This is a genomic window from Pontibacter pudoricolor, from assembly GCF_010092985.1.
GTDB classification, from domain to species: Bacteria; Bacteroidota; Bacteroidia; order Cytophagales; family Hymenobacteraceae; genus Pontibacter; species Pontibacter pudoricolor.
Genome location: NZ_CP048106.1, coordinates 413,908 through 429,586, shown reverse-complemented (window position 1 = coordinate 429,586; position 15,679 = coordinate 413,908). Strand labels below are relative to the sequence as shown.

Genomic DNA, 15,679 nt, shown 5'->3' with positions numbered 1-15,679 from the left:
TTATAAAACGGTTAGCACCCCTTTTTGTACCAGCCCTGTATCTTTTATATGTATGATATAGAAGTATGGACCCTTTTGTACCTCTCCGTTCTTTCCTTTTCCATCCCATCCCGTTTCAGGATCGGTGCTGTAGTACAGGCGCACGCCGGCTCTGTCCATAACCGTAATTTCCACCTCATTATAGAAGCGTAGCTCCGGTACAGCCCAGGTATCGTTTATCCCGTCTCCGTCCGGCGAGAAAGTATTTACCAGTTTTATTTTCTCCTGTGGCTCGTAAACTGATTTGGTTAAAGTAAATGAGCGCTCGATGGTATTGTTGTAAGGGTCCTTACTTTGCACCCTGATCTTAAAGTCAACGATACCGGAAAGCCCTTTGTTCGAGGTCAGGTGTAGCTCATTATCCTGGATAAAGAAATAAGAGTTCTGGTTATCTCCTTCTCCGGCAATTAACTTATAGGTAAACGTTTCATCGTCCGGGTCTTCGGTCGTAAATGTCCCCAGCACTTCTGTTGGCTCTGCTTCAGGCTTAAACTTGCTGATGCTCAGGGTCAGGGCGGTTGGTGGCCGGTTTGGCTCTACTTCTATTACTAAACTTCCTTTTCTGTTATTAAAGTTGGTCGTATTTGCGGCCAGTTTAAGTTCGCCACTGATCGTGTATTTACCGGGTACCAGTTGGTTATAGTTGCCTTTCTGCCAGGTTACATCAAGATAATCTTCTTCGCCGGTGTTGTATTTCACTTTTACTTTCTGTGGCAGCGCTATCTCGGCAAAATCAGTGTTAAAAGGCACTTTTAGCTCACCGGTTGCCGTAACGGATACAATATCTTTGGTTGCTTTTACAACCTGTGCCGATGCATTTTCACCTTTATTTCCGGCTTTGTCAGTCAGGTAAACTATAACAGTTAAGGTACCGTCTTTAAGTCCTGAAAGGTCGAGGTCAGAAATGTTTATAGTTGCTGTTTTAGCTTCACCGGTGCCTGTTACCGGATCACCACCGTTGCTACTTGAGATGGTATAGGTATAGTTTGCGCCGGTTTCGGCTCCTGTGATGTTTACAGATACTTTACGCTCGTTTGCAATGTTAACCTGCTCTACGCCAAAAGCTACCGCATAACCTGCCGGTGCAGCAGAGTCGAAAACACGCTTTAAACTATTGGAAGCCTCATTCCCGTTCTTAGCTGCATCCTGTGTTTTGTTTGCGGCTATAGTTACACTTACCTCACCCTGCGCTGTTGGAGTAATACGCACCGTATAGGTTTTATCATCCAGCTTCGTGAGGTCAGCAGCATTACCATTGGTCACAGTTACATCACTTACATCAAAGCCGGTTATAGGTTCGCTTACCTTTATAGTTACCTCGAAGGCTGCATTTATAGTTGCGGCTGCATCAGTACTTAAAACTATAGTTGGCTTTGTAACATCAAACTGCATCACAAAAGCATCGGATGCTGTATTGTTGTTTCCGGCCAGATCTGTTACTTTACTCGCAGGCAACTGCACTGTTACGTTACCATTAGTAGCTGGGGTTATAGTTGCGCTATAGTTGGCTGCATCGGTACTTTTCAGGTTGCTTATAGTTCCGTTGGTAACAGCTACATCAGCAGCAACCAATCCATAAACAGCTTCATCAAACCTGATACTTATCTCGAAAGGCCCGTTTACAGGCCCGTTCTCTGTTGCGGAAATTGCTGCGGAAGGTGCCGTAAGGTCTATAGTTACGGCAAAGTTGCCACCTGACGCACTTGTATTTCCTAAAGCGTCGGCGGCTGTAGCTGTAAAGGTATAGTTGCCTGCTGTAAGGGCAGTAGCTTCATAATCAAATTCCCAGTTACCGGAACTGTTAGCTTTTGTGGTTCCTATAGTTCCCTTTCCTGTTTGTGCTACCGCTATAGTTGCATTGGCTTCAGAAGTACCGCTCAGCTTTAAGGTGTTATCAGCAGTGATCTTATCGTTGTTGACAGGGCCACGGTCTTCAGAAACAGCAACTATAACAGGAGGTGCAGGCGGTGTGGCATCTATTGTCCAGGTGTGTGTAGCAGGCGAAGTGTCGGTGTTGCCTGCTGCATCTATGGCTCTTACCCTAAATGTATGCGTTCCGTCCTGCAGGTTATTATATGTTATCGGGTTGCTGACAGTTGCAAAAGGTGCTCCGTCCAGGCTGGCTTCGTAGGTTACGTCGTTTTCGCTACTGGTTAAGTTAAACTCAGCCGACTTGCTGTTGGTTGTAGCTGGTGGGCCGCTAACTATAGTTGTCTCAGGCGCTTTGGTATCAATAGTAAAACTACGGATGGCGCTGCCTGCACTGGTGTTGCCGGCTGCATCTGTAGCTTTTGCGGTAAGTTTATGGGCTCCATCGGTTAGCGCAGTGCCAGTCACAAAACTCCAGCTACCGTTCGCGGCAGCGGTTGCAGTTCCTAACTGCGTACTTCCTTCAAAAACCTTTACAGTAGTTCCTGCTTCTGCAGTTCCGCTAATCGTTGGTTTGTTCTTATTCAGTAACGCACCTTCCTCCGGAGCTAACACTACAGGAACACCCGGGGACTGTGTATCAACAGTCCAGGTATATGTGGCTGGAGTGGCATCAAGGTTATTGGCTCCATCTACTGCCCTTACTTTAATTGTATGTGCTCCGTCTGCCAGGTTATTTATTGTATAGGGGTTGGTAACGGCTGCGAATGCAGCACCATTAAAGCTTACCTGGTACGTTACATCCTGCTCATTGCTGGTAAAGGTAAACGTAGCGGTTTTGCTGTTTGTGTTTGCAGCTGGTTTTGTTGCAATGCTCGTTTCAGGTGCTTCTGTGTCCGGAGCAGGTGTTTGTACGTTTAAGAGCTTATCCAGGACCGGGAACCATACGGTGGCCATTTTATTATAGCCGCTCATAGCCGGGTGCAGCCGGTCTGCCATGTCGCCTCCGGTTTGGGTGTACTCATATTTAATACCGGCATCCGCCATATCCACCAACTCCAACCTGTCGCCTGCTGTTATACGTTTGGCTGCCAGGGCCTGCATTTTGTTATTATACAGCTCAATAATATCGTTTTTAGTAGCGGTTGCTCCTTTAAAACAATCGTTCCCAATACAGAGAGACTTTATTATTTTGGCAAGTATAACGGTTACTTCTCTTCCTGAACTCTGCTCGTATTTATCTATCTCATTCAGTATCATTTCCAGCTCAGCAATAGTTACCTGTGAGTTATCAGTACCATCATTGTTAATGTCGTTGGTACCAATATGTAGCAAAACAATGTCTGGAGTAAATGCCTGTAAATAGTTGCCTGCGTTATCCATTCCCATATGCTTGCCATCAAAATAGCGGGTATAAAAGCCGTTCTGTAGCAGTGTCACAATGTCTTCGTTGCGGGCTCCTCCCATACCGGCATGATCCAGGTCGTTTAAATACTTGCTTCCCGATTGCTCGCTCCCAACAAAATCATAGTTGTTTTTAATGCCGGTTCCATCTAACAGCTGTTCCAACCTGGCCCGGTACGAAGCCATTTCATCATGCGGGACACTGGATGCACCACCTTCGGTATTTGAGTCACCGAGCGGCATTATCCTATATTCTTTGTTTTGTGCATGGGTAGTAGCACTGGTAACCGAACTATAAGCCGATTCTTCTCCAGTACCAGTAGCTTTTATGCGGTAGTATATTTTCTGGCTATAGTACAGGCCTGTGTGACGGAAGTATGTTTCAGAAGCACTAAAAGTTTTAAGCGTTACAAAAGTTGATTCATCTCCGGTATTCGATTTTTCCAGAACATAGCCTGTTGCGTTCGAAACGGGTGTCCATTTTATAGTTATAGCACCAACCAACGATGGCTTTGCTTGTAAGGTAGGCGTTGCCAAGGCAACTATAGTAACATGCGCTGCAAGAGAAGCAGTAACATGAGTAGTAAGTACAATTAGAAATACTAAAAAAAGGCGAAATAGCCTTTTAGAGTAAGGGTGGGGCATATACACTGTAAATTATATACAAATTTGCTGCCCTCTTAAACGACTATATCTAGGGAAGGTTATATCTTTTTAATACAAAAAAACTTAATAAGTCATATAGATAAAAAATAAAATCATATTCAAAAAAATAATATACCGTATAAACGCCTATATGAGGTTAACTATATTCTGGTCAAAAAATATTCCGGATTTGGCCCAACCTTTTTACCCAATAACTATATAATAGAAAAAAAATAAACGGGCATAAGCTTAAGGCTGGCTTATAAAATTACCTGGAGCATATCCAAGGCTCTGACACAAAACTATCCTCTACACTCAAACAGGCCACAAATATGTTATTTAACTCTACTGAATTCTTCATCTTCTTTCCGGTAGTAGTTACCCTGTATTTCCTGGCGCCACGCAATAAAAGATGGATCATCCTGTTGCTTGCCAGCTACTACTTTTACATGTCCTGGAAGCCAGCATACACCATTATTTTAGTGGCTTCCACAATAGTAGATTACCTGACAGGTCGTGCCATGGGCCGCTACTCTGACGAAGAAAAAGACAAGCGAAAACCCTATTTATATATATCACTCATAGCCAACCTGGCTACCTTAGGGCTCTTTAAATATTACAACTTCTTTAACGACAGTGCGCGTGGAATTGCCGAGGGCCTGGGAATGAATTATGCAATGCCTGCCTTTGAGCTGCTATTGCCTATGGGCATCTCGTTCTATACCTTTCAGACGATGAGCTATAGTATAGATGTATACCAGGGTCGCATTAAGGCAGAGAAGCACTTAGGTATCTTCGCGCTCTTCATTACATTCTTTCCGCAGTTAGTTGCAGGCCCGATTGAGCGTGCCGAAAACCTGCTTGGGCAGTTGCGTTCCAGTTTCGATTTTGATTATTACCGTGTGGTTGCCGGTTTGCGCCGCATGGCCTGGGGCTTCTTTAAAAAGATTGTGATAGCAGATAACCTGGCCCTGCTGGTAAACCAGGTATATAACAACCCTACAGATTATGAGGGCATTACGCTCATACTGGCCACCGTATTTTTCGCTTTCCAGATCTATTGTGACTTTTCGGGATACTCTGACATAGCCATTGGCGCGGCCCAGGTTATGGGCTACAACCTGATGGAGAACTTCAGAAGGCCATATTTTTCAAAATCGATATCTGAGTTCTGGAGTCGCTGGCATATATCGCTTTCGAGCTGGTTCAGGGACTATTTATACATACCGTTGGGAGGTAACCGTGTGGTTAAATGGCGCTGGTACTATAACCTGTTTCTTACGTTTCTGGTGAGTGGGCTATGGCACGGTGCCAACTGGACGTTTGTTGTATGGGGAGCACTGCACGGCTTTTACCTGGTATTTGCTTTGGTTACTGCCAAACAGCGCGATGCACTGGCCCGAACTATAGGTCTTACCAGTCACCCCGTGTTATATAAGTGGGTTCAGGTACTCAGCGTCTTTGTGCTGGTATGCTTTTCCTGGATCTTTTTCCGGGCTAATAATATCTCCGATGCATTCTATATCATCAAGTATAGTTTTGTAGGCCTTGGCAACATCGGTCAGGTATTTGCAGGCATAAACTTAGATCATGTGCTGTTCATGGACCAGGGACCTAAGATATTTATAGTTTCCGTAGTGGCCATACTCATCATGGAAACAGTGCACCTCATTCAGCGGAATGGCAGTGTATCGCAGCTGATCATGCAGCGGCCTGCAGTAGTGAGGTGGGGTGTATATTATGTTGCTCTGATTGCGGTACTGCTTTTCGGTCAGTTCGGCAACCAGGAGTTTATTTATTTTCAATTCTAATTGTATAAGGTTATGAAAAACAAGGGCGTAAAAAAGCTGCTGGTTAAACTAACCTTGCTGGTGTTACCATTTGCTTTGTGGCCGGTTATCGAAGCAACTATAGTTCCGATCAACTTCTTCACCTTCCGCATCTGGGAAACCATTTCCGTAAATAAAATGGACGTGATGGCTGGTCCTTTTTACCCGAACCAGCACATGATTATGGAGGAAGAAGGCGAACTTGCCCCGCATACACCATTTGCTACCAAGCGTAAAGTAGAGTGGTTTACAGATGCATACGGCTACCGCAACCGTGATACTGAGCACGATGTACTGCTGATCGGGGATTCTAACATAACAGGGGCCAAATTATCACAGGATGAAACGCTTGCCGAAGTATTGGAGCGCCAGCTGCAAAAAGATGTTTATTCTTTCGCACCTGCCACTATGAGCCGTTTCCTGGCTACAGACAGGTTTATCCAGGATCCGCCGGAACTGGTGATCGTTTCCAGCATAGAGCGCAGAATTCCACATCTTACCCCGGTTGGAGCAAATAGCTTTGGTTCCAGGATCAGGAACTTTACAGGTAATCATATAAACTCTTCCCCGCTGCTTACATACCTTTTTGTAACAGCGGACCGCATCACCAAATTAGGTTTATACCACCGCACCCTGGCCAGCCTCGAACGTGCTTTCGGCAGAAAAGAATACATCTCGTATAACAACGAGTTCTTTATTGAAGGAGAGATCGCGAACCGCGACTATACAGAAGATGAGATCATGGAAATGGCAAACACCCTGGAAGGCTACAAAGAAGCACTCCGGGAGCGTGGAATCAGGTTTTTATTTATGCCTATCCCTAACAAAGAAAACATTTACTACCAGATGCTGCCGTCTAAGAAGAAACCTGACTTTTTGCCAAGGTTAATGGCAGAGTTGCGTAAACGCGATATTGATGTAGTAGATACACAAACAGATTTTGAAAAACTTCACGAGCAGGAAAACATTGCTTTGTACCCAACCGATGATGCGCACTGGAACAATATCGCAGTTAAAGTAGCTGCGGATTTAGTTGTGCGGCAACTCAGTCAGAATGACCCGGACAAAAAAGACGCGAGCCATTTTGTAAACTATACCAAGTAGTGAGAAACAAACTTTTCCTGTTTACTAAAACGCTGTTGAATACTAAGAAATAGACAAATGAAATTTAAGGCCTACTACCACAAGGGGAATAAACAAGTCAAAAAGATTATGGGGCGCATCATCCCATACAACACACGCTATAGGCCATCAGATGTCTGCAGGGTTAAAATTGAAGACTTAAATTCCCAACACCCGAAAGAAGTAAAAGTACATAGTATTTATCCCGGGCTTAAAACACAGCTTAATATATCGGAAGAATTATATGAGGCAGGCTCTTTTTACTGGAAGCCTGCACGCGAAGTAAAAACCGATTACATGGTAGTGGAGGTGCCAAACGGCCGCCTCTATACCGACAATGAAAGCAGTGTAGCCATAGTTACCCAGTATAACCGTCTTATCGAAAACGTATCGCTGAGCCTGGTTGGCGGGAAAGTAACGGAACCAAATCTGAACAATATTTTTGAACAGCGCTTCTTTACTGCTCCCCATCGTTTTGAAGGAACTGTGTTTTCGTTGCTTACCGGCGGTGCTGGCCTTAACAATATCGGGCACTGGTTTATAGATGTGTTGCCCCGCCTGCACCTGCTACGCGAAAGCGGCCTTTATGATAAGGTAGACTGGTTCCTGGCACCAAGCATCCGTTACGATTACCAGCGGGAAACACTGGAGTTACTGGGCATACCTGCTAATAAAATTATTGAAGGCGATAAGTATACGCATATTACGGCCGATTGCATTATAGCTTCTACGGCACCACGTGGTAACCATACACTTGTACCGCAATGGCTGTGCAACTATATACAGTCGTCGTTTTTACCTTTTGCCGAAGAGGAGGAAGATCTGATCACACCAGACGCTCCCTCGCTATACATCAGCCGCTCAGACTCCAGTTTAAGAGTTGTTCAGAACGAAGATGAATTGATGGAAGCCCTGGCTCCGTTTAATTTCCAGAAGATCATTTCGAGTAAGTTAACTATAAAAGAAAAAGTAAAGCTATTCTCTAAAGCCGACGTGGTCATGGGTGCCACCGGTGCCGGCCTGATCAATTTATTCTTCTGTAAGCCGGGCACAAAAGTGGTAGAGATCTTTAACGAAGGCTTTGTAGTGGAACCGTTTTATGACATTGCCACCAAACTGGACCTGGATTATAACTACATTATCTTCCCTAACAGGCGCAAGGTCTATAACTTTAACCAGGGGCAGCGTGCCAACATTACTGTGCAGATAGGTAAAGTTGTTGATCTGCTTCAAAAGTTAAAAAAGAAGACTGTACAGGCTAAAATGAAAGTGGCCTAAAAATACGGGCTGTTATAACCTGACAGCCCGTATTTTTAAATAACTATTATAGTTGGAAGTCTGCTTCGGCCAATACCGGGGCAGACTTTCTTTTTGCTTTTATAACCTCTGTGTAGATATCCAGCAGCAATCTATAGTTCACTTCAGCTGTATAGTTTTGCAGGTATGTTTGCCGTGCGGCCTGCCCAAGGGTGTGGGCTAATTCACTGTTACTTTCAAGCAGTTTTACCTGTTCCGCCAGTTTTTGGGCGTTTTGCGGGGTATACAATAATCCGTTATAGTTGTGTTGCACCAGGTGCGCCGCCCCACCAATATCGGAAGCGATAACAGGTGTACCTGTCGAGAAGGATTCAATAATTGTCATACCAAACATTTCGGGCCATTCTGATGTGAAAATGAGGCCTTTTGCGTGCTTCAGCTCCTCTTCTACCCTTGGTCGTTTCTGGTAGCCTAAATATGTTACATTCGGATGTGTGGCAGCATGTTCTTCCACGGCTCCACGTAAAGGTCCGTCGCCAATAATCTTTAGGTTAAACGGATGCAGTTTATTGGCTCTGAGCAGGGTCTCCACTCCTTTCTCAGGCGAGAGTCTGCCTACAAACAGGAAGTAATTTTGCCTCTCAGCCGCTCCTTCTCCAAGGTCCGTTGTAAAGTTGGGCTTTATAGTTAGCTGCTCCGGCTTTAGTTTGAGCGAAGAGTTCAGGAACATATTGGCAGCACCCTGGGTAAGCGCAATGTAACGGTCTACTTTTGTTTGCCAGGTACCGAGCAGCTTATGTATGCCAGTTGTCAGCACCACAGATGCCGTCTGGAAATAAGAGTCACGATACGCTTTATCAACTATAGCTTTTACCGGGAAAACCTGTGCAGCATTCTCTAAGTGCAACCGGCCATTGTAGTGTTGATACGCACTCGGGCAGATCAGTCTATAGTTATGCAGCGTCATCACAACGGGTATATTCAGTTTTTGAGCCACATAAAAAACGGCCGGCGATACAAGCGGAAAGAAGTTATGCACGTGAACGATATCCGGTTTAATGGATTTCAGTTTAGCCTCTACCAGTTTCGCGCTATTAGAATTGTATAGCACACCGGCAGCAGCCTGTAATTTTTCAGTAATGGAGTTTACCTCGTTGTTTGTAAGCGTAAACAGTTCAACTTTATGACCATTGCTTTCCAGTAAGGCTGCTTCGGCAAAAAAAACGGTGTCTTCGCCGGCAGATTGTTTGTAATGGTTATGTACCAGTAGGATTCTCATTAGGGTATAAGGGTAAATCAGGTAAAGCGCTTAATAGCTTTCTTAAGGTCTTCGGGTGTGCCAATGTCCAGGCAGCTGCCTCCGGAGAAACATACGGATTGCACTGTCATACCGTTATCAATAGCGGCCTGTATAACAGCGCCCATAGGCAATTCTTTCAACTCCCCAACTATAAACTTCTGCTCTATCTGCTGTAAATACTGATGCATAAACTCTGTAAACTCAGGTGTCCATACAGCCATACACCAGGCCATAGTTAAGTCCGAGCTTTCAGGCTTTGGAACTATAGTTTTAACATTTCCGGCATTGTCCGCTTCCACCATATCCCATTTATGCGGGTACGCTACTTCAAACAAACCCAGAACTATAGTTGCATCCGTTTCTGCTTGCCTTGCCAGAAGCTGGGTGAACACATTTTGGGGCTCAACTATAATATCAGGAAAACCGAAAACTATAGTTTTATCCCGCACGAAACTACAGGCCTGGTCAACAGAAAACGGTGTTCCGTAAGGTCGGTTCATCAGCAGATAAGCAAAGGAAATACTATAGTTGCTGCCATCTCCGAAATAGCCTGGTATATCCCATTTGCCATTGCGTAGTATAAAGTATACCTGTCCGGCTCCACCCTGCTGCATGAGTTCCAGTAAATACTCCGACGCTACTTTAGAAGTACCATCTGATTTAAACCCAAGTGGGTATAGTTCTTTGCTACAGGGCATCTGCCCCAGCCTGCTTCCCAGCCCTGCTGCCGGAATAATGCCTGCGATTTTTCTCATAACAGAAAAAGGACAGGAAACTATGTCGCCTGTCCTTCTAACTTTGCTTTAATTATTATCCGATCAATAAGGAGAATAGTAGCATGGCGTGCTCTTTCAGGTGCCAGCTTGTTTGTTCTACTTTAGCGTCCACTTTTGTATGGTAGATCCTTACATCAGGTATAAAAGTTACAAATTTACCACCCCACTCTCTTATATAAGTTAACTGATCCATGACTTCCTCCTTCAGGTTCCAGGGGAAGATGACCACATAGTCAGGCTTATATTGCCTGATCTTACTTTCGTCGCACACCGGAATATGGCTGCCTGGCAGATACTTGCCTTGTTTAGATGGCGCAGCATCCACTACGAACTTTATAAGGTCGCTGCCCTTTATGCCGGCAAAGTTCAGCAATGTATTGCCTTTTGCGGCAGCGCCATAGCCAATTACTTTTTTGCCAAGTTGTTTCTGCCCATACAAAAAGTTTAGCATGTCATCTTTAATCTTGTCTACTTTCTGCTGAAAGCCTTGGTAACACGCAAGAGAGTTCAAGCCAAATTTTTCTTCCTCTATTAAGAGCTCTGCTACGCTCGGCGAAATGAATTTGCTCTTATCGCGTTTATGTTTCGCAAAGATGCGCAGAGAACCACCATGGGTAGGCACTTTTTCCACATCAAACAGTTCCAGCGCGTGAGCCTCGAAAATCCGCTTTACGGTAGTGAATGACAGGTAAGAGAAATGCTCATGATAGATCGTATCAAACTGGCAATCTTCAATCAGGCGCAGCAAGTGTGGAAACTCCATCGTAATTACGCCGCTTTTGCGCAACGCCACTTTCAGTCCTTCCACAAAATCATCTATATCAGGCACATGCGCCAGCACATTATTACCGATGATCAGGTCTGGTTTCTGCTTGCGGTTTTTAAGCCAATGCGCGAAATCCGCACCAAAATATTCCGTTATGGTTGGTATGCCTTTTTCAATAGCCACAGCCGCCGTGTTTTCGGTTGGCTCAATTCCTAAAACAGGAATACCCTGCTTCACAAAATGTTGCAGCAGGTACCCATCGTTAGAGGCTATCTCCATCACAAATGATTTATCGTCATACTTAAAACGATCTATCATGGATTCTGTATACCTGCGGGCATGCTCTACCCAGCTTTTAGAGTACGATGAAAAGTAAACGTACTCCTTGTCAAATATATCCTTCGCTTTTTTATACTCATCTACCTGCACCAAAAAACAGTTATCACATACATACGTAACGAGCGGGTAATATACTTCAGGCTCATTTAACTGTTCTTCTATCAGAAACGAATTTGAAGGAGGACAATTAACCAGGTCAACAAACTTATGCTGAAGCTCCTGTTCACAGAATCGGCAATTCATAAGGGTATAGCAATTAGGGTGAGAAAATTGCGAAAGTCAGCTTTATGCTTCGCTTAAAAACTCTTTTTTATCATAGATGCTGTTTAATAAATTCGCTTTTTCAGCTTCGTCGGTTGCGTTAAAATAGCGACGCTGGATGTCGCGTAGTTTATCTACAAATCGGCCTTCCGGTAAAACAACATCATCATACGTCAGCACCTGGTCTTTTGGGATGTCACGCTTTAGCACACAGCCTTCGGCTACACCAATTGGCAGCAGGTTCTCAGCTATAGTTGTGTCTGCGTTCTCACATAAACCATAGGTCATGTAATGTCCTATTCCGTCCACCACTTGTCCGGCTTTCAGGTCTATTTTGGCTGCGGATACAACTTCTACGGTAGGTGCACCCGTTGGCGCAAGTGCTGCATCGTTAAACAATACGGCACGGGCCACAGTAGTTGGCACCTCGAAATGGCACAGGTGGTAAGGCGTATAGAATAAAAATAAAGGCCCTTCACCCAGCTTATACAAATTCAGGTAATGCTGTTGAATAGGGTCATCGTGCGTGCCCAGTACAAATACACCTGGTCCTGGCTCGGCGGCAACTACATAATCAACTATACCCGGGCCATTTGTCAGATCTTCTAATGGATACAGGTTGTGAACGCAATCTTTCAGGGGCGTACCTGGTGCTACTGTTGGGCCATGCATACCGCGTTTAGCTACACGCATACCTGTCCCGTTAGCAACTATAGCCTGCTCAAACGAAATTTTGCTGCCATCGGCAAACGAAGTAACCATCTCTGGTTTCTGGCCCCATTTCTCGGCGAAGCCTTTCTGGGTGGTTGGGTTACGGTATGGGTCGTGCAAACCTTTAATGTTTCCGCAAAGCACCGGCTTCACGCCAAGTCCTTTTACAAAACGGTACAGGTTCATGATCACGCCCGGCTGGTCACCATCCGAATTGGTAAATATAACTCCGGCTTTATCAGCGTATACTTTCAGGATCGGGCCAACGGTACCATCCACTTCGGCATTCATCATAATGATGTGCTTTCCGTTTTCGATGGCGCGCATAGCTACGTTTGTACCGAACTCTACGGCGCCGGTCACTTCTATAATGGCATCAATGCCCTCGGCTTTACAAAGCAGCATGGCATCATCAGTAATGCTAAACTTTCCCTGGCGGATATTCTCTTCCAGTTTCTCAACCGATGCGACTTCTTCCACACCAGTTAAAACGCTGGCTTCGGTATAAGCTCTTTTTGCTTTTGAGATATCACGGTTTGCGATGGCTACCAGCTCCATGCCCTGCACATATTTGCAGATCTGAAGCGCGATGCCGCGGCCCATAAAGCCGGCACCAACCATGGCAACCCTGATTGGGTTATTATCTGCGTGACGCTTGGCTAATGCAGTGTCAATTATTATCATTTTATATTTTGAGTTAAAGGGTTATATGCAGAAAGCTGCCGGTATTACACCAGCAGCTTTCCTTCAGTTTCTTTGGTTACTTCTTCAAAATCAGGGTGCGCCTGGTCTTTTTCCGAGATCACCACAGGCTCAATTGGCCATTCGATGTTAAAGGCAGGATCATTCCAACGGATACCACGCTCAGCGCCTGGTGTATAGAATTCCGTTACATTGTAGGTTACATCGGTGTTGTCTTCCAGCGTAATAAAGCCGTGTGCAAAACCTTCCGGCACGAACAGCATTCTATAGTTATCAGCTGTAAGCTCCACGCCTATCCACTGCTTATAGGTTTCAGAGTCCGGGCGCATATCAATGATCACATCGTATATAGCACCACGTGTGCAGCGTACCAGCTTGGTTTCTTCGTTCGGGGCCAGCTGCATGTGCATGCCGCGCAGTGTACCTTTTTTCTTGTTATAAGATACGTTTGCCTGGCGGATGTCATTTGTTAAACCGAACTCTTCGAACTCTTTCTGGCAAAATGAACGGCCAAAAAAACCACGCTCGTCTTCGATACGTTTTACGTCAATTATATAAGCGCCTTTCAGCTTTGTTTCAGTAAATATCATAGTTGGATATTAAGCGATTTCTAATTCGGTTTCTCTGGCTGCTTTGGCTTTATTACGGTTCCACTGGAGCTGGTCGTTAATGGCATTGGAATCCTGCAGGCTGGTCAGCACTTTCAGGCGCATTAACATCGAATCGCGGAAGTTTCCATCTTTAAAGCGCATTTCGGTTAAGCCATCGCGCAATTCCTGAATAGCCTGCTTCAACGATACCTGCGGCTGATGGTTTGGCGCCAAGGCCTTGAACTTGTCGAAGTTTACGCGGTACGAGCGTTTATCCGGAGCAGCTTCTAAGTTTACACTAACTTCAGTGCCCGGTATAACTTCAGCTACAGTTTCAGCAAGTTCTTTTACCTGGTAGTTCCATTCGTTGCTTCCGGCATTCACCGCCAAAAATTCGCCACCGTTATCTGGTGTTCTGGTAATAGCCCACTCAATAGCGCGTGCCATATCTTTCACATGGATCAATGGTCTCCATGGGCTTCCATCGCTCAGTATAGTTATCTTACCAGTTGAGATTGCGCCGGCAACGAAGTCGTTCAGTACCAGGTCCAGACGTAATCTGTCGCTCATACCGCAGGCTGTTGCAAAACGCAGGCAGGTTACCGTAAAGCCATCGCCGGCCAACGGAGCAAGCTCTTTCTCAGATGCTACTTTAGATCTTGCATAAGCTGTTAACGGGTTCAGCTCCGATTCTTCTGTTTTGGCTTGCTCTGATGCTGCACCGTACATACTGCAGCTTGATGCAAACACATAGTTCTTTACGCCGGCAACTTTCGCCATCTCAGCGATTTTTATAGTTGATCTATAGTTTACGTCCAGTGTTACTTCCTCGAATTTAGTACCCATCGGGTCATTCGAGATAGCAGCTAAATGCACTACGGCATCCACGCCTTCCAGTACATCAGCTGGCATGGTGCGCACATCTCCGAACAGTTGCTGGTCCAGTTTGCTCTCCGGCAGGTATGGGGCATTTGTCAGACTGGTTGCAAAATAGGCCATATCATAGCCAATAAGCGTAGCTTCCGGGTAGGTAGCGCGCAACTGGCTAACAACGCCAGGGCCTACATAACCCATATTTCCGGTTATTAATATCTTCATTTATAAAGGAATTTTATTGTTTGGGAAGGGATTTCTTAGTTTTTAGCACTGGATAGCATCTTTTGCCATACATTCCATGGCGCTTCGTTTTTCTGCCATAGTTCTTCCAGCACATGCTTGTCGCGCAGGGTATCCATTGGCTGCCAGAAACCGGTGTGGCGGTAGGCTGACAATTCGCCTTCTTTGGCCAGTTGTTCCATTGGCTCACGCTCCCAGGTAGTGTTATCATCTTCAATGTAATCAAACACGCCTGGCTCCAGCACAAAGAAACCACCGTTGATCCATGGCATTTCGCCACCTGTTGGCTTCTCCTGGAACTGGTTGATTCTGGTTGCTTCTGAAGAAAGGTTGAAAGCTCCGAAACGGCCTGGTTGCTGCACAGCAGTAAGTGTAGCCATTGTTCCCTGGGCTTTATGGAACTCTATAGATGCAGCTACATCCACATCGCTTACGCCATCACCATAAGTTAAACAGAAGGTTTCGTTTCCAACATATTCTTTTACACGTTTCAAGCGACCGCCGGTCATAGTACCTTCTCCGGTATCTACCAGCGTCACTTTCCACGATTCGGTATTGTTTCTGTGTACTTCCATGCTGTTTTTGCGCATATCAAAGGTTACATCAGAATTATGGAGGCAGTAGTTTGCAAAGTATTCTTTGATCATGTGGCCTTTGTAGCCACAGCAGATCACAAATTCATTTATGCCATAGTAAGAGTAGATCTTCATGATGTGCCAAAGGATAGGCTTTCCACCAATTTCGACCATGGGTTTAGGTCTTACGCCGCTCTCTTCGCTAATTCGGGTTCCGTAACCGCCAGCAAGTATAACTGCTTTCATAAGTATAAGGGTTTAGAGGGTTTTGTTTAAGTTACCGCCGTTGCTTGTTTCTGTGTTCGTTCAGCTTTTGTTGCGGTCGGTAATTGATACGGCAATCGCTATATTTTGATTTGTTAAATTTTAATTTTTTTT

General features: G+C 45.1%; 11 protein-coding genes. 3 read left to right on the top strand and 8 right to left on the bottom strand.

The annotated features are described in order from the left end of the window. Positions 1-3,849, bottom strand: coding sequence for an Ig-like domain-containing protein (locus GSQ66_RS01900; RefSeq protein ID WP_162425903.1), 3,849 nt, complete (start codon positions 3,847-3,849; stop codon positions 1-3). Positions 3,850-4,289: 440 nt separating this feature from the next. Here GSQ66_RS01900 and GSQ66_RS01895 point away from each other — a divergent pair, with 440 nt between their 5' ends. Genes GSQ66_RS01895 through GSQ66_RS01885 form a run of 3 tightly spaced genes read left to right on the top strand, consistent with a single transcriptional unit; the run spans position 4,290 to position 8,186 of the window. Then, on the top strand, positions 4,290-5,768 hold the full coding sequence (locus tag GSQ66_RS01895) for an MBOAT family O-acyltransferase (RefSeq protein ID WP_162425902.1): 1,479 nt from the start codon (positions 4,290-4,292) through the stop codon (positions 5,766-5,768). A 12-nt stretch (positions 5,769-5,780) separates the two neighbouring features. After that, the gene (locus GSQ66_RS01890) at positions 5,781-6,890 is read left to right on the top strand and encodes an alginate O-acetyltransferase AlgX-related protein (RefSeq protein WP_162425901.1); all 1,110 of its coding nucleotides are present in this window, start codon (positions 5,781-5,783) and stop codon (positions 6,888-6,890) included. Positions 6,891-6,947: 57 nt separating this feature from the next. Next, positions 6,948-8,186 (top strand): glycosyltransferase family 61 protein, encoded by a 1,239-nt coding sequence (locus tag GSQ66_RS01885; RefSeq protein WP_162425900.1) that lies wholly within the window; start codon positions 6,948-6,950, stop codon positions 8,184-8,186. A 46-nt stretch (positions 8,187-8,232) separates the two neighbouring features. Here GSQ66_RS01885 and GSQ66_RS01880 read toward each other — a convergent pair whose 3' ends face one another. From GSQ66_RS01880 to rfbF, 7 genes are read right to left on the bottom strand one after another with little or no spacing between them, the layout of a single operon-like run. After that, positions 8,233-9,444 carry a glycosyltransferase family 4 protein gene (locus GSQ66_RS01880; protein ID WP_162425899.1) on the bottom strand — a complete coding sequence of 404 codons (1,212 nt, stop codon included), beginning with the start codon at positions 9,442-9,444 and terminating at the stop codon, positions 8,233-8,235. A gap of 17 nt (positions 9,445-9,461) precedes the next feature. Beyond that, entirely contained in the window at positions 9,462-10,220 is a 759-nt protein-coding gene (locus GSQ66_RS01875) for a nucleotidyltransferase family protein (RefSeq protein ID WP_162425898.1), read from the bottom strand. 55 nt (positions 10,221-10,275) lie between these two features. Continuing rightward, positions 10,276-11,589 (bottom strand): class I SAM-dependent methyltransferase, encoded by a 1,314-nt coding sequence (locus GSQ66_RS01870; RefSeq protein ID WP_162425897.1) that lies wholly within the window; start codon positions 11,587-11,589, stop codon positions 10,276-10,278. 42 nt (positions 11,590-11,631) lie between these two features. Continuing rightward, positions 11,632-13,002 carry an NAD(P)H-dependent oxidoreductase gene (locus tag GSQ66_RS01865; RefSeq protein WP_162425896.1) on the bottom strand — a complete coding sequence of 457 codons (1,371 nt, stop codon included), beginning with the start codon at positions 13,000-13,002 and terminating at the stop codon, positions 11,632-11,634. A 44-nt stretch (positions 13,003-13,046) separates the two neighbouring features. Next, positions 13,047-13,610 (bottom strand): dTDP-4-dehydrorhamnose 3,5-epimerase, encoded by a 564-nt coding sequence (gene rfbC, locus GSQ66_RS01860; protein ID WP_162425895.1) that lies wholly within the window; start codon positions 13,608-13,610, stop codon positions 13,047-13,049. A 9-nt stretch (positions 13,611-13,619) separates the two neighbouring features. Continuing rightward, entirely contained in the window at positions 13,620-14,708 is a 1,089-nt protein-coding gene (locus tag GSQ66_RS01855) for an NAD-dependent epimerase/dehydratase family protein (RefSeq protein ID WP_162425894.1), read from the bottom strand. Positions 14,709-14,743: 35 nt separating this feature from the next. Beyond that, the gene (gene rfbF / locus GSQ66_RS01850; RefSeq protein WP_162425893.1) at positions 14,744-15,547 is read right to left on the bottom strand and encodes a glucose-1-phosphate cytidylyltransferase; all 804 of its coding nucleotides are present in this window, start codon (positions 15,545-15,547) and stop codon (positions 14,744-14,746) included. Between the last annotated feature and the right edge of the window lie 132 nt (positions 15,548-15,679).

Coding starts and splice junctions, on each gene's coding strand:
- GSQ66_RS01895 (WP_162425902.1), top strand. CDS start 4,290: ATGTTATTTAACTCTACTGAATTCTTCATCTTCTTTCCGGTAGTAGTT.
- GSQ66_RS01890 (WP_162425901.1), top strand. CDS start 5,781: ATGAAAAACAAGGGCGTAAAAAAGCTGCTGGTTAAACTAACCTTGCTG.
- GSQ66_RS01885 (WP_162425900.1), top strand. CDS start 6,948: ATGAAATTTAAGGCCTACTACCACAAGGGGAATAAACAAGTCAAAAAG.
- GSQ66_RS01880 (WP_162425899.1), bottom strand. CDS start 9,444: ATGAGAATCCTACTGGTACATAACCATTACAAACAATCTGCCGGCGAA.
- GSQ66_RS01875 (WP_162425898.1), bottom strand. CDS start 10,220: ATGAGAAAAATCGCAGGCATTATTCCGGCAGCAGGGCTGGGAAGCAGG.
- GSQ66_RS01870 (WP_162425897.1), bottom strand. CDS start 11,589: ATGAATTGCCGATTCTGTGAACAGGAGCTTCAGCATAAGTTTGTTGAC.
- GSQ66_RS01865 (WP_162425896.1), bottom strand. CDS start 13,002: ATGATAATAATTGACACTGCATTAGCCAAGCGTCACGCAGATAATAAC.
- rfbC (WP_162425895.1), bottom strand. CDS start 13,610: ATGATATTTACTGAAACAAAGCTGAAAGGCGCTTATATAATTGACGTA.
- GSQ66_RS01855 (WP_162425894.1), bottom strand. CDS start 14,708: ATGAAGATATTAATAACCGGAAATATGGGTTATGTAGGCCCTGGCGTT.
- rfbF (WP_162425893.1), bottom strand. CDS start 15,547: ATGAAAGCAGTTATACTTGCTGGCGGTTACGGAACCCGAATTAGCGAA.